The sequence below is a fragment of the Streptosporangium sp. NPDC049078 genome (assembly GCF_040648855.1).
In the GTDB taxonomy this organism is placed as follows: Bacteria; Actinomycetota; Actinomycetes; order Streptosporangiales; family Streptosporangiaceae; genus Streptosporangium.
The window spans coordinates 80,712-99,170 of record NZ_JBEZEL010000012.1 but is presented as its reverse complement, the minus strand read 5'-3'; the positions used below and the strand labels follow the sequence as shown (position 1 = coordinate 99,170).

The following is an 18,459-nucleotide window of genomic DNA, read 5'->3' as shown; positions in this document are numbered from 1 at the left end:
GGGCGGCACCGGGCTAGCGGACCCGGGCGGCGACCCCCGGGCTGATCCGGACGGCCCCGGCGAAGTTGCGGGTGGTGACGGGGACGAGCTTGACCACGTCGCCGGTCCTGGGAGCGTGCAGCATCTTGCCGTCTCCCCAGTAAATGGCCACGTGCGAGACATAACCGGGGTTGGTGGGGTCGTGCCGCCAGAACAGCAGGTCACCGGGCTGCGCCTGGGCGAGCGGGATCTGGGGTCCTGAGACGAACTGCTGGTGCGTCACCCGGGGCACCTTGATCCCCGCCTGCGCGTACGCCCACTGGACCAGGCCCGAGCAGTCGAAGCTGTCGGGTCCCTCCGCCCCCCACACGTACGGGCGGCCGAGCTTGCCGATCGCGGCGGTGAGGGCGGTCGTGACCTGCGGGGCGGTCATGAAGGAGCTCGCGGACCAGGTCGTCGCGGTCTTGTCGGGAGTCACGGTCCTGCCGGGAGCGGTGGTCTTGCCGGGAGCCCGCAGCACCGGGTTGATCACCGCGACCTGTGCCCCCTTGGGCAGGGCGCGCAGGAGGGTGAGGCGCAGCTTCGCGGAGTCGGCCTTCGGCGCGCTCACCACGAGCGCGTTGTTCTCCGGGATGCCCAGGGCGCGGGCGGTCGGCCGGGAGACCACGGCGTCGATGGCGCCCATGCCCATCGTGGCGTAGGCGCCGACGCGCAGCTCACGCCCGGCGGTGGTGAAGGTCTTGCCCAGCGGCATACCGCCGTCGTTGCCCAGGACGAAGGAGACGGCAACCTCCCCCGCCGAGACGTTCCGCCAGAGCCGGTCGGAGCGCGCGGTCGGTTTGGGGGTGTACGCACGGAACGTCGAGGGGTTCACCCCGAGGGTCTGCACCCGCTTGCCGTCCAGGACCACCTCGGCGGCGTCGGCGCGCTCCACCGCCCGCACCCCGGAGAGCTGGGCGACCTTGGCGACCGCGGCCGCGCTGAGCGGCCTGCTCGCGACGACGAACAGGTGCGGCTGCCGCATCGAGGTGAGCGGCGCCACCGGTTCCGGAGAGCTACCGTTCTGCCCGTCCTGAACGGGTTTGGCCACCTGGGTCGGCAGGGTGGCGACGGACTTGCGCATCGTGATCTTCTCGGGCTCGGTCTCCGGCATCTGGGTGAAGACCATCAGACCGGTGGCCAGCAAGCCGACGAGCAGGACCGCCAGGATCGGAACCGCCCGCCTCATCAGGCGGGCGGTGCGGTAGCTGTAGCGGGGACGAGGGGTGTAGGCGAGGTCCTGCCGGGCTTCCCGGATCAGGTCGGAGACACGTGGTCGCCGCTTGAACACGACATATCCCCTTCCCCGCGAACTCCAGCCCTACGAGGGTGCCGTAGACCGTCCCAGGATGCACGCAAACCCACCGAAAAGCACCCAATCTGCAATGCAGCCACAAGTTTTGCGAAAGCCTGTCAAATCTTTGGGCACACGGCAATCCGCCGGGACGCCCGTCCCGGCGGATCAGCGAATCGATCAGGGTTCGCGGAGGTCAGTTGCCGATGTACGGCACGGCCTCAAGGATCTCGACCGTGTTGGAACGGCCGTTCGGCATCGTGTAGGTCGCCTTCTCGCCGATCTTCTTACCGTTGATCGCCGAACCGAGCGGCGACTTGGGCGAGTAGACGTCGATCGGGGCGCCGCTCTCCTCGCGCGAGGCCAGCAGGAAGGCGACCTCCTCGTCGTCGCCCTCGAAACGGACGGTGACCGTCATTCCGGGGCCGACCACGCCTTCGGTGCGGGGCGCCTCACCGACCTTGGCACTGTCCAGGATCTGGCGGAGATGGAAGATCCGGGCCTCCATCTTGCCCTGCTCGTCCTTGGCGGCGTGGTAGCCGCCGTTCTCCTTCAGGTCGCCCTCTTCGCGTGCCGCCTCGATCTTCTTGGCGATGTCAACGCGCCCGGGCCCCGAGAGGTGCTCAAACTCAGCCTTCAGGCGGTCATACGCCTCCTGAGTGAGCCAGGTGACGCTCTCGTTGTGGGAGTCGGCCACGGGTTCTCCTTGCTTCCTCGGGGGCTTCGTGCTTGGTGCCTGGGGGGTTGCTGTCGGTCGAATCTCGAAAGGCTAACAAGTTAACCCCTCGACCGCCTCCCCAAATGTCTCACTATACGAGATAGCAGTACTGGACGTGAACGGAAGTGGCCTGAGCACTGGTCTCTAGCCGTTCGGTAAGCCGAACATACCCCTCACCAGCCGGAATATTGACCTCCTTGCTGCCGACCTCGACGTGGCTGACATCGGTGGCCCGCAGGCGGCAGAGCGCCGCGCGATCGGATGGTTTGACCGCTTCGAAGGTGATCTGCGCAGAATCGCCGCGACTGGTGTCGAATGCGATGACCTGGTCGATCACCTCCGTGTCCCCCTTCGCCGCCCACATCACGTAGCCCCACCCCCCGGCGCACACGACGCAGAGGATCGCGATCACGGCGTGCACCACGAAACGCCCCCTGCGCTCCGGGCGGTCGGGAAAGTCGCCCGGGGTGCCGAGGACGGGACCGTCCCGACGGCCCTTCTCGGCTTCGCTGGTGGCCATGACGGAATCTCCCTGCACTACCTCGGTGTTATCCGAGACAATTGTCCCCTGCGAGGGCCTCGCCCTCGCGACCGCCCAAGAGAAACTAACCTCTCCCTAGAGTCGACGACCCCCTCCTGAATGCCTGAAGGAGGGGGCTTGAGGTGCCGCCTGGTGCCTTGAGCCCGTATTGACCAGCCCCAGCCATCACGAACAGGAGGTGCATCCTCGATGGCTACGTTCACCGTAAGACAGCAGACCCACCAGCCCGTGCTTCCTCAGCGGGCTGCTCTGGAATCCGTGGGAGCAGACAACCCGGGTCGGGACGAAACGGCTCACGGACGCGGCTTCGCCGCACCTGGCGGTGGACATGGGCGAGGGGAGACCGTACGGCACGCACCGGCCGTTCGGCGTCACCCCCAGGGCACCGAGGTGTCCGAGGGAGCCAACCGTGAGGTTCACCCGGCCGTGTTCGTCCTCGACGTCCACGGCCACCCGCTCGACCCGTGCCATCCCGCCCGTGCCCACCGCCTGCTGGCGGCCGGTCGGGCGGTGGTGGTGCGCCGCACACCGTTCGTGATCCGCCTCAAAGACCGGCTGGTGGCCGACTCCGCCGTCAAAGGCGTGCACGTCGGTATCGACCCCGGCTCCCAGCACACCGGCATCAGTGTGTTCGCCGACCGTGACGGGAGCCGCACCGGCCTGTTCGGCATTCAGCTCGACCATCGGGGCGGGCGGATCCGCGACAGGCTCAGCGCGCGGGCCGCGTTGCGCCGTGGCCGCAGGTCGCGGAACCTGCGCTACCGCGTCCCCCGCTTCAGCAACCGCGCGAAACCTCAAGGGTGGCTGGCGCCGTCGCTGCGCCACCGCGTGGACACGACGATGTCGCAGGTGGCGCGGCTGGCCCGGTGGGCGCCCATCACCGCCGTCCACGTGGAGAAGGTCTCCTTCGACACCCACACCCTCGTCGCGGGCAAGCCGCTCGAAGGAGCCGAATACCAGCGGGGTACCCTCGCCGGGTACGAGGTCCGCGAATACCTGCTCGCCAAGTGGGGGCGCGCCTGCGCCTACTGCGGCGCGAGCGGTGTGCCGCTGAACCTCGACCACATCCATCCCCGCAGCCGGGGCGGCTCCGACCGCGTCAGCAACCTCACCCTGGCCTGCATCCCGTGTAACCAGGCCAAGAACGCCACCCCGATCGAAGAGTTCCTGAAGGCCAAGCCCGCACTCCTGGCGAAGATCCTCAAGCAGGCGAAAGCGCCGCTGCGCGACGCCGCCGCCGTCAACGCCACCCGCTGGGCACTGTGGCGGGCACTGCAGGCCACCGGCCTGCCGGTCGCGACGGCCTCGGGCGGGCGCACCAGGTGGAACCGGTCGCGTACCGGCGCCGCCAAGTCGCACACGTTGGACGCCCTGCACGTCGGCCACCTGGAGACCGTGACCGCCTGGCCGTCCACGATCCTGGTGGTCACGGCGACCGGGCGCGGCACCTACACCCGCACCACCCCCGACCGCCACGGCTTCCCCCGCCTGGTGCGGCCACGGATCAAACGCCACCACGGCTTCCAAACCGGCGACCTGGTCCGCGCGGCCGTCCCGGCGGGCAAGAAGGCCGGAGTCCACACCGGGCGAGTCCTGGTCCGCTCTTCCGGCTCGTTCGACATCACCACCCGGCACGGCCGCATCACCGGGATCAACCACCGCCATGTCCGCCATCTTCAACGCGCGGACGGCTACGGCTACACGACACAGAAAGAAGCCGATCCAAATGACCGACCGATCAGGACACGCTCGGGCCTCGGCGGCCCTCCCGCCCCCGACTCCTCCCCGGCCTGAAGGCCGGAACATCCTCAGGAGGTTTTGGTGAGTGCACCGCTCAGGCTGATGGCCGTTCACGCGCATCCCGACGACGAGTCGAGCAAAGGCGCCGCCACCATGGCGCGCTACGTGGCGGAGGGCGTGGACGTGCTGGTCTGTACGCTCACCGGAGGCGAGCGCGGGTCGATCCTGAACCCGAAGATGGACCGCCCGGAGATTCTTGAGAACATCGGCGAGGTCCGGCGCCTGGAGATGGAGCGCGCCCGCGAGATCCTCGGCGTGCGGCAGCGCTTCATGGGCTTCGTCGACTCCGGCCTGCCCGAGGACGAGAGCGAGCCGCTGCCCGAGGGCTGCTTCGCCCTGCAGCCGCTGGAGATCGCCTCGGCGCCGCTGGTGGCGGCCGTCCGCGAGTTCAGGCCGCACGTGATCCTGACCTACGACGACGACGGCGGCTACCCGCACCCCGACCACATCATGACCAACCGCGTCTCGGTCGAGGCGTTCGAGGCGGCCGGCGACCCCGACCGCTACCCGGGCACCGGCGAGCCCTGGCAGCCCATGAAGCTCTACTACCACATGGGCTTCACCAAGGACCGGTTCGAGGCGCTGCACGAGGCGATGAACGCCCGCGGCATCGGCTCCCCGTACGCCGACTGGATCTCCCGCTGGGAAGATCGCCCGCAGAAGTGGCCGGTGACCACCCGGATCCCCTGCGGCGACTACTTCGAACTCCGCGACGAGGCGCTGCTCGCGCACGCCACGCAGGTCGACCCGGACGGCTTCTGGTTCGTCTGCCCGCGCGACCTGCAGCGCGAGATCTGGCCGACCGAGGACTACCACCTGGCCCGATCGCTCGTGGACGTCGGGCTTCCCGAGGACGACCTGTTCACGGGCGTCCACGCGGAGGTCCCCGCGGACACGGTCTCGCACGCCTGCCACTGACGCGACCATGGGGTGGCGGTGGCAAACTTGACATGTGATTGCATTCGACATCGTCACCAAGGGTGACGTCAGTCCGGGCCTCCTGGGCTTCCTCGTCATCGCCGGTCTGGGGTTCGCCCTCTACATGCTGGTCAAGTCGATGAGGAAGCAGATCTCCAGGATCGAGGTCCCCTCCGAGGCCGAGCTGAGGGAGCAGAAGACCGACGTCACCACCACGACGCCGACCGCTCCCTAGCCCCGACAGCTCGGACGACCCCGCGCACCTCCGGCGTGCCCGGGGTGGTCGCCCACATCCCCGGCCCCACGACCCCGACCGGCCGCCGTGCGACACGCACGGCAGTGGGCCGAATCGATAACCCCCGAGAACGAGCGAGGACGAGCATGGCCGACGACATCGAGGTCTCCGACAACCCCGAGGCCCTCCGCTTCGAGATCCTGCTGAAGGGCGAGGTCGCCGGATTCGCCGCGTACCGCCTGCGCGCCGGGAAGATCATTTTCACCCACACCGAGATCCTCCCCGAGCACGAGGGCAAGGGCCTGGGCAGCAGGCTCGCCTCCGCCGCCCTCGACGCGAGCCGCTCGTCGGGACAGTCGGTCGTGCCGCTCTGCCCGTTCATCTCCCGCTACATCCGGCGCCACCCCGAATACCGGGATCTGGTGCCCGAGGGCTATCGCGACCTCCTCGACGAGGAAGCCTGACCTCGCGGTTCGCACCGGAAACCGAGAGCGGGGAGTCGGTGGCCGGGAATCGAGGGCGGAAGGTCACCCGAGGGTCGCCGGTCACCGGACGGCGCCGCGGCCTGGCCCCGGCGGGCTCACGAGGGCTCCCCTGAGCCGTACGGGCACGCGTCGGAATCCTGGCTTCCTCCCGGTCGTACGGGGTCCGTACGCGAGCGTCCCCGTCAGTCGCCGAGGGTGTCCGTCGAGGACCAGGCGCGCTCCAGCGCCTTGGGTAGCCCCCATCGGCCCAGCGAGGTGAGCACCTCGGTCCTGTCGACGATCCCGAGGCACGCCCAGAGCGGGGTGACCGAGCTGAAGAGCGTCTCGGCCGCCTCCAGGTCCTCCGGCTCGTCCAGATCGACGTCGATGTCCTCCGACTCGGCGATGAGCCTCGCGATCCGCTCGGGGGACGCCAGCACCCCGGGGCCACGCCTGGCCAGGGCGGCGACCACGGCCAGCCAGTCGGCGTGGTGGATCGCGCACAGGGCGGCCAGCACCGAGTCCTCGTGGCTGAGCTCCCCGTCCAGATCGGAGAAGATCTCCAGCCGGTCGTCCTCCTCCGACAGGTCGGAGATCGGCCCCGCGATGCCCGCCGTGACGGTGAGCCAGAGCTCCTCGTCGTCGGCCGGCAGCGGCTCCCCTTCGTACCCGGCGCAGGCCCGCAGCACGTTGCCCGGATAGCCGGGCCTGCCCAGCACCTCGCGCAGCCTGCTCGCCGCGGCCCGCAACTCCCTGACGGGCCGCTCGGGGTCGGGCAGTTCGGCCAGGATGCGCCGCAGCTCGCTCAGGGCGAACGCCTCCTCCTCGTCCCAGGCGGCGAACAGCTCCTCGTCCTGCTCGTCGGAGACCGCCGTCCCGGGGACCCGGCCGTCGGGCAGCGGGCTGGTGAGCCAGCGCTCCTGAAGGTCCGCGTAGGCCTCCCTCGCCCCCTCGTCGCCCCGGGCCAGCGCGTCCGGGTCGACCTCCCCCGCCGCGACCCGTTCCTCCAGGTGGGCGACGAGCCCGCGGAACATCTCCTCACCGACCGGCCCCCGCTCGTCCTCCTCGGGCCAGACGAAGAAGCTCGGGGTGAGCAGGAGCGGCTCGGTGCCCGTGGACTCCATCCAGCGCTGCACATCCCCCACGGTCGCGGCGCCGGACTCGATCGCGCTGAGCGTCGCCTTCGCGGAGTCCCAGAAGGGCACCGACAGCGGGTTTCCCGCCGCCAGCAGCGCCCGCCTCAGATCGGGCAGCGCCACCAGCGCCACCCCTGACGGCACGGCGAGCAGCGCGCGGGCAACATCACGCCGGGTCAGCTCGGAAGCCGCCCTTCCGGCGTGCACACAGACGAAGTCGAGATCCACGCCCAGTGAGCCTACGCCCGAAGCGCCGCGAACACACCTTCCCGCCCGGTGTCACCTCCCGTACCGGGACACCGGGCCCGCCGGGAAAGCCTCAGGGCTCGATCCGGGGCCCGATTCAGGGCTCGATCCGGGGCTCGATCCGGGGCCGGCACGGCCAGCCGCCCGCGCGGGGCGCCAGGTGCTGACCAGCGCGAACGCCAGCAGCAGTTCGGCGATGTCCCCGCCGTAGTACATGATCTCCGCGGCTCCGCGCAGCTGTCCGGCCGGCACCGGCACGTCGACGAGGAGTCCGGCGTACATCAGCTGCGACAACGCGGTGTGTACGGCGATCGCCACCCCCAGCACGACCAGCCGCAGGGGGACCGAAGGGCGTCGCGGCGCCGGATCGGGACCGGCGATCACCCAGGCGAACAGGCACCCGGACAGCAGGAAATGCAGGTGCGTCAGGTGGTGCGGCAGCCCGCCGGTGGAGGTGATCCGATACAGCGGGGTGCAGTACAGCGCCACCATGGCCCCCACACTGAGCAGCAGCGCGATCCAAGGGTCGGTCAGCAGGTGCACCGCCCGGCAGCGCAGCACCGCGCCGACACGCCGCCCGTGGACCGGCGGCAGCGAACGCAGCAGCAACGTCACCGGGGCCGCGAGCACCAGGCCCAGCGGCGCGAGCATGCCGATCAGCAGGTGCTGCAGCATGTGCCCGCGAAAGTCCGTCCCGGCGAACGCGGCGACGGGGCCGGTCACGGCGGCGACGACCAGCGCGACGCCCGTGAGGAAACCCGCCGTCCGCCATCGGCTCCAGCCCTTGGGCTCACGGCCGCACCGCACCGCCAGAAGCACGTATCCCACCGCCACCACGGCGAGGACCGTCGGCGGCAGTGCCGCCACCAGGTCGCCCCCGTGAACCCCGTGGACCCCGTGGCCTTCGTGGACCCCGTGCGTCCCCTGGGGCAGGGCGATCACGACGTCGGCGCGGCGGGGGTACGCCCGCCCTCGTCGCACAGTTCGACCGGATCGCCACCGCGTTGCAACAGCCACCCGCCGAGCACCAGCAGCGCGCCCAGGAGCAGGAATCCCAGATCCCACCAGGTCTGGTACGGCCCGGTCCGTACGTGGTGGATGCCCAGCAGATGGTGATCGATCACGCCCTCCACCAGGTTGAACACCCCCCATCCCACGAGGATCCAGCCCCACAGCTTCCGCGATCTCCACACCCGGCCACGGGAGTGCAGGACCCGCGAGTACAGCAGGCCGAGACCGATCAGCACCGCCAGCCAGGTGAACGCGTGGAACAACCCGTCCCACAGCGTGTTCATCCGCAACCCCGGAACGGTGTCCACCGGGTAGTACCTCACCCCGATGTTGTCGGTGTTCGTGCTGGACAGCATGTGGTGCCACTGCAGGATCTGGTGCAGCAGGATGCCGTCGACGAACCCTCCCAGCCCGACGCCGAGCACCGCGCCCGGCAGGGCGATCCGCCCGGCACCGGCCTTGCCTTCCGGCCCGCCCGGCCCGCCCGGCCTGCCCGGTCCGTTCGGTCCGTTCGGTCCGTTCGTCATCACGGCCCCCTCGTTCCCGGCTCGCGCCCGGTCAGTTCTGTCCGTTCCACGTACGGGTCAACGTGGTCCGTGATCACATGCCGCCCGCCGACCCGCCGCTTCACCGTGAAGAGGGGCCGCTCCGCCCGTGGATGTGGCGGGGTTCCCCGGCAAACCTCACCAGAACCACCGGCGGGCGTATGTGAGCGACGCACCCGGGTGCGTCGCTCACGGCCTAAAATTTCGACCACGGTCGCACGGAGATCGATCATGGCGATGGCGACCGCGCGACGGGTGTCCCGCCCGCGTTCGCGGCGTCGTCCCCCTCCGGGGTTGGTGTGAGGGGCAGCGAGCGGGAAGAACCACGACGCGCGACCTCCGCGCACCTCGCGAGAGGAATCACGCACCGCGCACGCGGGAAAGGGCTGCGACCGGCACTACTGACAGGAGGACCCACCGTTGACGCACCGCGCACGCGGGAAAGGGCTCCCCTGCCTCCTCCCCGTCGCCAACATCGTCAACGTCATCAGCTCGTCAACGAGGGCGATTCCCACGGTCGCCCGTGAGGGTTCCTGCTTCAGTGCCGGTCGCCCGCAAGAAAGGACTCCCATGAACCGTTTGAAGGACGCGACGAGCCCGTATCTGTTGCAGCACGCGGACAATCCCGTTGACTGGTTCGAATGGGGTGAGGAGGCGTTCGCCGAGGCCACCCGGCGGAACGTGCCGCTGCTGATCAGCGTCGGATACTCGGCCTGCCACTGGTGTCACGTGATGGCCCACGAGTCCTTCGAGGACCGGGCCACGGCCGCTCTGATGAACGAGCTTTTCGTCAACGTGAAGGTCGACCGCGAGGAGCGGCCGGACGTCGACGCGGTGTACATGGCGGCCACCCAGGCCATGACCGGTCACGGTGGCTGGCCGATGACGGTCTTCGCCACCCCCGGGGGCCACCCCTTCTACACCGGCACCTACTTTCCCAGGCAGCAGTTCCAGCGGCTGCTGACCGGGGTCTCGAACGCCTGGACCGGCGAGCGGGAGGCCGTGCTGGAACAGGGCTCGAAGATCGTGGAGGCGCTGAACGAGCGGTCGGCGCTGCCGTCCGGGCCGCTTCCCACGCCGGACACGCTCACCCGGGCCGTGCACAACCTGGCCGAGTCCTTCGATCCGATCCGCGGCGGTTTCGGCGGGGCACCCAAGTTCCCGCCGTCGATGGCGCTGGAGTTCCTGCTGCGGTACGGCGCGGCCACCGGGGGCGCGGCGGCCGAGGGTGCGACGGCGGCCGGGGGAGACGGAGGGCGGGCGACCGCCGAGGCGGCGATCTCCATGGCCGGGCGGACGCTGGAGGCCATGGCGCGGGGCGGCATCTACGACCAGCTCGCCGGAGGCTTCGCCCGCTACAGCGTGGACGCCGAGTGGGTGGTTCCTCACTTCGAGAAGATGCTCTACGACAACGCCCTGCTCCTGCGGGTCTACGCGCACTGGTGGCGCTCCACCGGCTCCGCGCTGGGCAGGCGGGTGGCGCTGGAGACGGCCGACTGGCTGCTGGCCGAGATGCGCACCCCCGAGGGGGGCTTCGCCTCCGCCCTGGACGCCGACAGCGAGGGCGTGGAGGGCAAGTTCTACGCCTGGACCCGCGAGGAGCTCCGTGAGGTCCTCGGCGAGGAGGACGGGCTCTGGGCGATCGAGCTGTTCGAGGTGACCGGGACCTTCGAGCACGGCACCTCGGTGCTGCAGCTCCTCGCCGACCCCGACCCCGGCGAGGAGGAGCGGTTCGCCCGGGTACGCTCCGCGCTGCTCGCCGCGAGGTCCCGCCGGGTACGGCCGGGACGGGACGACAAGGTGGTGGCCGCCTGGAACGGCCTGGCCATCGCCGCCCTCGCGGAGACCGGCGCCCTGTTCGAGCGGCCGGACCTCGTCGAGGCGGCGCGCGAGGCGGCCATGCTGGTCGACGAGCTCCACGTGGACGGCGACCGGCTGCTGCGCACCTCCCGCGACGGCAGGGCCGGCGCCAACGCCGGAGTCCTGGAAGACTACGGCGACCTCGCGGAGGGCCTGCTCACCCTGTACGGGGTGACCGGCGAGGTCCGCTGGTTCCACCGGGCCGAGGCGCTGCTCGACACCGTCCTGGAGCGGTTCTCCGACGGCTCCGGCGGGTTCTACGACACCGCCGACGACGCCGAACCGCTCTTCCAGCGCCCACGGGACGCGACCGACAACGCCACGCCGTCCGGCCAGTTCGCCGCCGCGGGCGCGCTGCTCTCGTACGCCGCGCTGACCGGCTCGGCCAGGCACCGCGAGGCCGCCGAGGCGGCTTTGGGCACGGTCACCGTGCTGGCCGGCAAACACGCGAGGTTCGCCGGGTGGGGGCTGGCCGCGGCCCAGGCCGCGCTGTCCGGTCCGATCGAGGTCGCGATCGTGGGCCCGGCGGGCGATCCGGTGACGACCGCCCTGCACAGGACCGCCCTGCTGTCTCCCCTACCGGGTCTGGTGCTGGCGCTCGGCGATCCGGGTTCCGGATCCGGTTCCGGGGAGGTTCCGCTGCTGGGCGGGCGGGGTTTGGTGGGCGGCGAGCCCGCGGCGTACGTGTGCCGCGGCTTCACCTGCAGGATGCCCGTCACCACCCCCGAGGCCCTTCGAGCCGAGCTGGCGGGCGAGGCGTAACGGCAGACCGGGATCAACGGCCCGGGCGGAGCGGTCGCCTGGCCGGATCGCGGTCGGTTGCCCCGGTCTAGGTCAGCTCGGGGTGCGGGTGGGTCGGGTGTGCGCTGCGGCTGTTTTCCGGCTGATCCGAGGTGCGCGCTCCGGTGGGTGGGTGCTCCGGCCGGCCGTCTCAGTTGCTCCCCGGTGTTTCAGGCCTCCGGCCTGCTCGGGCGCGACGGTTGCGGGCTTTTATACGCCGGCCGGAACACCCACCCACCTCCGCGCACCTCCACCCCGCCGTACCGCGTGCGGGCCGTAGTCGCTCACTCTCCGGCCGCCCAGCCTGCTCTCCGGCGCTGAAGCCCTCGCGACGGGACCGCTCAGGGCTGATCGCCGTAGCTGACGCGTGTCTCGCGCACCACTTCAGGGCCGATGCCGTAAGAAACCACTTCAGGGCCGATGCCGTAAGAAACCACTTCAGGGCCGATGCCGTAAGAAACCACTACGGGGCCGATGCCGTAAGAAACCACTTCAGGGGCGATGCCGTAAGGACCGGCAAGGCGTCAGCGAGGAGAACTCGACCGGCCGTTCCTTCATCAGGTGCGGGTGGCATGGTCGACGTCACCAGCAGGTGTAAGACACCGACCGGTTCGGTTTCCGGGCCGGGTCATTCGTCCAGGCCGGGGTCGCCGAGCCTGCGGCCCAGGTCGTCGACACCGAAGTCACCGCCCCTGTCTCCTCGGTCTCCCCTGCTGCCTCCGCCGCCATCGCCACCGAGGTCCTCACCCCTGCCTGGCCCGGGACCGTCCGTTCCTCTGCCGGTGTCCTCGGGGGCCGAGGTCCGGTCGGGGCCTGGAGTCTGCTGATCGGGGGTGACGCTCTGGTCGGGGCCGGGGGTGGCCGCCTCGTCGGGGCCGGGCGTGGTCGTGTCCTGACCGCCGGTCTGGTCGTCACCGTGCTGGTCGCCCGAGCTGTAGTCGTACGGGGCGTAGCCGTAGTTGGACGGCTCCTTGAACTCCTTGACCGGCTTGCCCTCCATCGCCTCGGTCATGAAGGCCCGCCAGATCTGCGCGGGGTAGGAACCGCCGTACAGGGCACTGCCGTTCACCGTCACCGGCTTGTTGTCGTCACGGAACATGTCGACCGCCACGGCCAGTTGCGGGGTGAACCCGGCGAACCACACGGCGGCCGACTCGTCGGTGGTGCCCGTCTTGCCCGCCACGGGACGGTCGTAGAGGCGGGCGGCGGAGCCGGTGCCCCCCTCCACGACCTGGGTGAGGGCGTAGGTGGCGTCGACGGCGGCCTGCTCGCCAAAGGCACGCTTGCCCTTGGTCGAGCTCTTGACGACGTTGCCCTCGGCGTCGGTGACCGAACGGATCACGTGGGCTTCGCGGTGGACGCCCTCGGCGGCGAAGGCGGCGTAGCCCGAGGCGTTCTGCACGGCGCTCACCGAGGCCACGCCGAGTGGGAGCGTGGCGGCGCCCCGGTGCGGGTCGAGCTGCTTGCGGGGGATTCCGACACTCTCCGCGACCTTGACGACCTTGCTCAGGCCGACCTTCTGGCCGAGGTCGACGAACGCGGTGTTCACCGAGCTCTGGGTGGCCTTGACGAGGTTCACCTCGCCGTAGGAGTAGCCGCCCGAGTTGGGGATGTCGGCGGAGGCGATCCTGAGCGGGGAGTTGCCGTCGACCCTGGTGTCGAGGCCGAAGCCGTTGTCCAGGGCCGCGGCCAGCGTGTACGTCTTGAACGTCGATCCGGCCTGCACCTTGGCCGAGAAGGAGTTGTCGAACTTGTTGGCGGCGTAGCTGCGTCCGCCGTAGAAGGCCACGACCTCACCGGTGGCGGGGTCGACGGCGGCGAGCCCGGTGCGGACCTTCTTGGGGGTGTCGTCCGGCAGGATCGAGGTGACGGCACGCTCGGCGGCGGCCATCAGGTTCTTGTCGAAGGTCGAGACGATCTTCAGCCCGCCCTGGTTGATGACCTCGTCGGTGTAGCCCCTGTTTTTCAGCTCGGCCGTCACCTGGTCGAGCATGTAGCCCTCCTGCCCCTTGGGCGCGAAGATCGCCTTGGGCTTGCGGAGGGTGGGGAAGGTCAGCGCGGCGGCCTCCTCCGAGGTGACGGCCCCGGTGGCCACCATCCCGTCGACCACCGACCTCCAGCGGTCCCTCGCCGCGTGCAGGTCGGGGCCCCGCGGGTCGGCGAACCTGGAGGGCTGCTGGATCACCGCGGCGAGGTAGGCGCCCTCGGCGACGCTCAGCTTGCTCACGTCCTTGCCGAAGTAGGCGTCGGCCGCCGCCTGGACCCCGTCGGCGCCCCGGCCGAAGTAGATCGTGTTGAGATACTGCTCCAGCACCCAGTCCTTCGACTTCGACTGGTCCACCTTCAAGGAGATCATGACCTCCTTGAGTTTCCTGATTATGGAACGTTCCTGACTGAGACCGCTGTAGTAGTTGCGGACCATCTGCTGGGTGATCGTGGAGCCACCCTGGAGCTGCCGGCCGCTGATCGTGGACCACATGGCACGGAAGGTGCCGGAGAGGGAGACGCCCTGGTCTTCGTAGAAGGAGCGGTTCTCCGCGGCGATGACCGCGTTCCGCAGGCTCTGCGGCACCTTGTCGAGGGTCACGCTCTTGCGGTTGACGCCCTGTCTGGCCAGCACGGTCTTGCCGTCACGGTAGTAGATCACCGACCCCTGCGCGGTGGCCCTTGGCTGCGTGCTGTCGGGGATGGGAGTGATCGCCCACACCACCCCGAGCAGGCCGATCGCCGAGATGATACCGACACCGAAGACGATGAGTGTGATTCTCAGGAGTTTCCTCCTGCGACTGCTCGTCCCGCCCTTTGACACGCGTGACCCCCCGATAGGACCCGCCGCTGACCCCCGACGGTTGCGGACCGTTAAGGGTAAACGATGGATAACGGTGTCTGGCCCCTGCTTGGCATGGTACGGCTAGCCCTTCCCCTTGCGCGGGACATCGGCCACCAAAGGCAGAACACGGTATGGCACAGGGGTGTCCAAGGCGATCACCGACGAGGTTCTGACCACGCCCCGGACGTCAACGATCAGGTCAATTACCCGCTGCAGGTCGGCATTGCTGCGTGCCACCACCCGGCAGTGCATGTCGTCACCGCCGGTGATCGTGTGCACCTCCAGCACCTCGGGAATGGCGGCGAGCTGATCGGCGACCGGATCGTACCCGCTGACCTGGCGGATCTGCAGGGTGACGAACGCCATCACGTCGTAGCCGAGCGCGGCGGGGTCGACGTCGGGGCCGAACCCGGTGACCACCCCCCGGGCGGCGAGCCGGTCGAGGCGTGCCTGCACGGTCCCCCTCGCCACACCGAGCCGCCGTGAGCACTCCAGCACCCCCAGCCGGGGCTCCGCCGCCAGCAGGGCGATGAGCCGGGCGTCGAGCTGGTCGATCGTCATGATGTACAGATGCTCCGCGATGGACGGCGAGTAGGTGTGCATATTGTCTGGTCTTCGAAGACAGTGTTGCACAAACAGCCCAACAAAACAGACAGTATTCGCATGAGCGACAACTTTCCTGTGAACGGTATGGACTGCGTGGTCTTCGCGGTAGGCAACGCCAAGCAGGCCGCCCACTACTACTCCACCGCGTTCGGCATGCGGCTCGTGGCCTATCGAGGCCCGGAGAACGGCAGCCGCGACGAGGTGGCGTACGTCCTCACCTCGGGCTCCGCCAGGTTCGAGTTCCGGGGGGCGGTGCGGCCCGGAACCGGGGTCGCCCGCCACGTCGCCGAGCACGGCGACGGCGTGATCGACCTCGCCATCGAGGTCCCCGACGTGGAGGCCGCCTATGCCCACGCGATCGCCCAGGGCGCGCGAGGGCTCGTGGAGCCGCACGTCATGGAGGACGACCAGGGCAAGGTGGTGACGGCCGCGATCGCCACGTACGGCGAGACCCGGCACACCCTGGTCGACAGGTCCAACTACAGCGGCCCGTACCTGCCCGGCTACGTCGCGGCGAAGCCCCTGGTGGCGGCCCCCGACGTGCGCAACGGCCGCCTGTTCCAGGCCGTCGACCACTGCGTCGGCAACGTGGAACTCGGCAGGATGGACGAGTGGGTGGAGTTCTACCGGCGGGTCATGGGCTTCACCAACATGGCGGAGTTCATCGGCGACGACATCGCCACCGAGTACTCGGCACTGATGTCCAAGGTGGTCGCGGACGGCACCCGCAAGGTGAAGTTCCCGCTCAACGAGCCGGCGATCTCCAAGAAGAAGTCACAGATCGACGAGTACCTGGAGTTCTACGGCGGCCCCGGCGTGCAGCACATCGCGCTCGCCACCAACGACATCCTGAGCACGGTCGACCACATGCGCGAGGCCGGTGTGAGCTTTCTGGACACCCCCGCCTCCTACTACGACGACCCGGAGCTGCGCGCCCGCATCGGTGAGGTCCGCGCGCCGATCGAGGAGTTGAAGAAGCGCGGCATCCTGGTCGACAGGGACGAGGACGGCTACCTGCTGCAGATCTTCACCAAGCCGGTGCAGGACCGCCCGACGGTGTTCTTCGAGCTGATCGAGCGGCACGGCTCACTCGGCTTCGGCAAGGGCAACTTCAAGGCGCTCTTCGAGGCGATCGAGCGCGAGCAGGACCTGCGAGGGAACCTGTAACCGGCTTCCTCCCCACGTCCGAGGGCGAGGTCTCCGCGCCGAAAGGAAGACGATAACCGTCCTTGGCTTTGCGATGGCGACCCTGAGGTGATCATCCTTGGATGGGATCAGTACCGCCACCGCCGGATGACCGGGGATCGGACCCGTGGTCCGATCCCGAGCCGCTCAGGCCGGGCCACGAGGGCTCGAACCCCGGCCAGGGGCCCGGCTTCGGTCCCGGCCATGGCCGGGAACACGGGCGGGGGTTCGACCCCGTCTTCGGCTACACGGCCGAGGGGTATCCGCCCGGTGATTTTCCCCCGTCGGACGCCATGAGGCTGGGAGGCCGCTGGCGCCGCCTCTTCGCGGGAATCCTCGACCTTCTCATCGTCGGGCTCATCTCCTCGCCCTTCACCTACCGGACCGTCAACACCGTCACGGGCGCCGCGAGCGGGCTGTCGGTGCAGGTACCCTACGCGGAGACCTTCCTGGTCACGGTGATCGGCTTCCTGTACTACTGGCTGCTGACCGCCTACTGGAACGGGCAGACGCTCGGCAAGAAGATCTTTCGGCTGCGCGTGACGGACACCGAAGGGCGGAGGGCCGGTGTCGGACAGGTCGCGCTGCGTGAACTGGTCTCCTGGCTGATGTACTCCACCTGCTGCCTGGGCTGGATAGATGTGGCTTTCATCCTTTTCCACCCACGCAAGCAGGCCGTGCACGACCTCGCCGCCAGGACGCTTGTCATAGACGCCTGATCGACGCAGGTCGGTCGCGTAGTGTGCCATTCCACGGGGCTCGGCCGTCCGGCCGGGAAAGGGGCTTTAACGCATGGCGTCCAAACGGCTGGCCGCGGCGACCGCCGCTCTTCTCAGCACGCTCGCGACCGTTGGCACGGTCGCCTGCTCGGCGTCGAACGGGGAGAGCGTCCCGCCGACGGGCTCCGTGAAGCCGGTCGCCTCCGACGTCGTCGCCGGTGGCGGTGGTGGCGGTGAGGCCGCGCCCGGCGCCTCGGGGATCGGCGACCCCGACTTCCCCACCGACGGCAACGGCGGCTACGACGTCGGCCACTACGGGCTCAAGCTGAGCTACGACCCGCCCTCCAAGCACCTGTCGGGAGTGACCAGGATCGAGGCGCGGGCCACCCAGAACCTGGCGAGCTTCAACCTCGACCTCTCCGGCTTCACCGTGAGCCGGGTCACCGTGGACGGCAAGCCCGCGAGTTTCGACAGGGCGGGGACCGAGCTCAGCGTCACCCCGGCCGCGTTCATCCCGAACGCCGCCGCGTTCACCGTCGAGGTCGCGTACGCCGGTGAGCCCAAACCGGTCAGGGGTTCCTCCAACCTGGGCACGTACGGCTTCATCCCGACCAAGGACGGCGCGTTCGTCACCTGCCAGCCCAACGGCGCCAAGACCTGGTTCCCCGGCAACGACCACCCCTCGGACAAGGCGAGTTACGACTTCGAGATCACCGTTCCCGCCGGGCTGACCGCGCTGGCCAACGGCGAGCTCGTCGGCACGCCGAAGAGCGCCGGGGGCAGGACGACCTTCCAGTGGCGGGAGAGCCACCCGATGGCGAGCTACCTCGCCACCGTGACGCTGGGCAGGTTCGAGATGCTCCAGGGCACGACCCCCGGGGGTGTGAAGAACCTGGCGGCCGTCGATCCGAGGTTCCGCGGTTCGCTGAAGAAGCTGTACGACGTGTCGGGCAGGGTCACCGACTACTGGAGCACGGTCTTCGGCCCCTACCCCTTCTCCTCCACCGGAGGCGTGGTCGACGACTTCCCCGCCGGTTACGCGCTGGAGAACCAGACCAAGCCCATGTACGGCGGGTTCGACCCCGACGACGCCATCATCGCCCACGAGCTCGCCCACCAGTGGTTCGGCGACAGCCTCAGCATCACGCGCTGGAAGGACCTGTGGCTCAACGAGGGCTTCGCGACCTACGCCGAGTGGCTCTGGTCGGAGCACGAGGGCGAGGCCACCGCCGAGCAGCTCTTCCGCAGGCACTACGGCGCCGGGGCCGAAGATCCCATCTGGGGCTACACCCCGGGCCAGGCCAAGCCCGACGACCTGTTCAACGACTCCGTCTACACCCGGGGCGGCATGACGCTCCACGCTCTCAGGCAGCGGATCGGCGACCCGGCGTTCTTCAAGCTCCTCAAGGAGTGGAACGCCACCCACAGGTACGGGAACGTCACGACCCCGGAGTTCGTCGCGATGGCCGAGAAGATCTCCGGCAAGAAGCTCGACGCCCTCTTCGACGCCTGGCTGTTCACCGCGAGGAAGCCCACCACCTGGTAGGAAGGCC

Annotated in this window: 17 protein-coding genes; 8 read left to right on the top strand and 9 right to left on the bottom strand. The window is 69.5% G+C overall.

Translation table 11 applies throughout. From position 1 onward, the window contains the following. Positions 1-13 precede the first annotated feature (13 nt). The 3 genes from AB0B90_RS21610 to AB0B90_RS21600 all read right to left on the bottom strand — a co-directional run bounded on the left by AB0B90_RS21610 (position 14) and on the right by AB0B90_RS21600 (position 2,550). Positions 14-1,309 (bottom strand): C40 family peptidase, encoded by a 1,296-nt coding sequence (locus AB0B90_RS21610; protein ID WP_362924288.1) that lies wholly within the window; start codon positions 1,307-1,309, stop codon positions 14-16. A gap of 199 nt (positions 1,310-1,508) precedes the next feature. After that, entirely contained in the window at positions 1,509-2,009 is a 501-nt protein-coding gene (greA, locus tag AB0B90_RS21605) for a transcription elongation factor GreA (protein ID WP_350950305.1), read from the bottom strand. Between the two features lie 112 nt (positions 2,010-2,121). Continuing rightward, positions 2,122-2,550: a DUF4307 domain-containing protein gene (locus AB0B90_RS21600; protein ID WP_362924286.1), complete on the bottom strand. Its 429-nt coding sequence runs from the start codon at positions 2,548-2,550 to the stop codon at positions 2,122-2,124. A 411-nt stretch (positions 2,551-2,961) separates the two neighbouring features. Here AB0B90_RS21600 and iscB point away from each other — a divergent pair, with 411 nt between their 5' ends. The 4 genes from iscB (at position 2,962) to AB0B90_RS21580 (ending at position 5,988) form a co-directional block, all read left to right on the top strand. Beyond that, a complete protein-coding gene (gene iscB / locus AB0B90_RS21595) occupies positions 2,962-4,365 on the top strand; it encodes an RNA-guided endonuclease IscB (RefSeq protein ID WP_362924284.1) in 1,404 nt (467 codons plus the stop codon). A gap of 27 nt (positions 4,366-4,392) precedes the next feature. Then, the gene (gene mca / locus AB0B90_RS21590) at positions 4,393-5,289 is read left to right on the top strand and encodes a mycothiol conjugate amidase Mca (protein WP_362898887.1); all 897 of its coding nucleotides are present in this window, start codon (positions 4,393-4,395) and stop codon (positions 5,287-5,289) included. Positions 5,290-5,323: 34 nt separating this feature from the next. Further along, positions 5,324-5,524 carry a hypothetical protein gene (locus AB0B90_RS21585; protein ID WP_350950386.1) on the top strand — a complete coding sequence of 67 codons (201 nt, stop codon included), beginning with the start codon at positions 5,324-5,326 and terminating at the stop codon, positions 5,522-5,524. Positions 5,525-5,670: 146 nt separating this feature from the next. Next, positions 5,671-5,988 carry a GNAT family N-acetyltransferase gene (locus AB0B90_RS21580; protein ID WP_362924282.1) on the top strand — a complete coding sequence of 106 codons (318 nt, stop codon included), beginning with the start codon at positions 5,671-5,673 and terminating at the stop codon, positions 5,986-5,988. A gap of 203 nt (positions 5,989-6,191) precedes the next feature. On the opposite strand, the gene AB0B90_RS21575 is transcribed toward AB0B90_RS21580, so the two are convergent. Genes AB0B90_RS21575 through AB0B90_RS21565 form a run of 3 tightly spaced genes read right to left on the bottom strand, consistent with a single transcriptional unit; the run spans position 6,192 to position 8,908 of the window. Further along, entirely contained in the window at positions 6,192-7,352 is a 1,161-nt protein-coding gene (locus AB0B90_RS21575; protein ID WP_350950389.1) for a hypothetical protein, read from the bottom strand. A gap of 51 nt (positions 7,353-7,403) precedes the next feature. Next, positions 7,404-8,351, bottom strand: a complete 948-nt coding sequence (locus tag AB0B90_RS21570) for a cytochrome c oxidase assembly protein (protein WP_362924280.1) — start codon at positions 8,349-8,351, stop codon at positions 7,404-7,406. Further along, positions 8,309-8,908, bottom strand: coding sequence for a DUF2243 domain-containing protein (locus AB0B90_RS21565; RefSeq protein WP_362924278.1), 600 nt, complete (start codon positions 8,906-8,908; stop codon positions 8,309-8,311). The genes AB0B90_RS21570 and AB0B90_RS21565 overlap by 43 nt, the downstream gene beginning before the upstream one ends. Before the next feature lie 588 nt (positions 8,909-9,496). Between AB0B90_RS21565 and AB0B90_RS21560 the strand changes: the two genes are divergently transcribed. After that, a complete protein-coding gene (locus AB0B90_RS21560) occupies positions 9,497-11,548 on the top strand; it encodes a thioredoxin domain-containing protein (RefSeq protein WP_362924276.1) in 2,052 nt (683 codons plus the stop codon). A 359-nt stretch (positions 11,549-11,907) separates the two neighbouring features. Here the strand turns inward: AB0B90_RS21560 and AB0B90_RS21555 are convergent, their stop codons facing one another. The 3 genes from AB0B90_RS21555 to AB0B90_RS21545 form a co-directional block, all read right to left on the bottom strand. Beyond that, positions 11,908-12,057: a hypothetical protein gene (locus AB0B90_RS21555; RefSeq protein WP_362924274.1), complete on the bottom strand. Its 150-nt coding sequence runs from the start codon at positions 12,055-12,057 to the stop codon at positions 11,908-11,910. 137 nt (positions 12,058-12,194) lie between these two features. Next, on the bottom strand, positions 12,195-14,375 hold the full coding sequence (locus AB0B90_RS21550) for a transglycosylase domain-containing protein (protein ID WP_362924272.1): 2,181 nt from the start codon (positions 14,373-14,375) through the stop codon (positions 12,195-12,197). Between the two features lie 102 nt (positions 14,376-14,477). Next, on the bottom strand, positions 14,478-14,957 hold the full coding sequence (locus AB0B90_RS21545; protein ID WP_350950016.1) for an Lrp/AsnC family transcriptional regulator: 480 nt from the start codon (positions 14,955-14,957) through the stop codon (positions 14,478-14,480). A gap of 102 nt (positions 14,958-15,059) precedes the next feature. On the opposite strand from AB0B90_RS21545, the gene hppD reads away from it, so the two are divergent. The 3 genes from hppD to AB0B90_RS21530 all read left to right on the top strand — a co-directional run bounded on the left by hppD (position 15,060) and on the right by AB0B90_RS21530 (position 18,452). Beyond that, entirely contained in the window at positions 15,060-16,169 is a 1,110-nt protein-coding gene (gene hppD / locus AB0B90_RS21540) for a 4-hydroxyphenylpyruvate dioxygenase (RefSeq protein ID WP_350949976.1), read from the top strand. A 101-nt stretch (positions 16,170-16,270) separates the two neighbouring features. Continuing rightward, positions 16,271-16,906, top strand: coding sequence for an RDD family protein (locus AB0B90_RS21535; protein ID WP_350949977.1), 636 nt, complete (start codon positions 16,271-16,273; stop codon positions 16,904-16,906). Between the two features lie 73 nt (positions 16,907-16,979). Beyond that, a complete protein-coding gene (locus AB0B90_RS21530) occupies positions 16,980-18,452 on the top strand; it encodes a M1 family metallopeptidase (RefSeq protein ID WP_362924269.1) in 1,473 nt (490 codons plus the stop codon). The last annotated feature ends 7 nt before the right edge of the window (positions 18,453-18,459 follow it).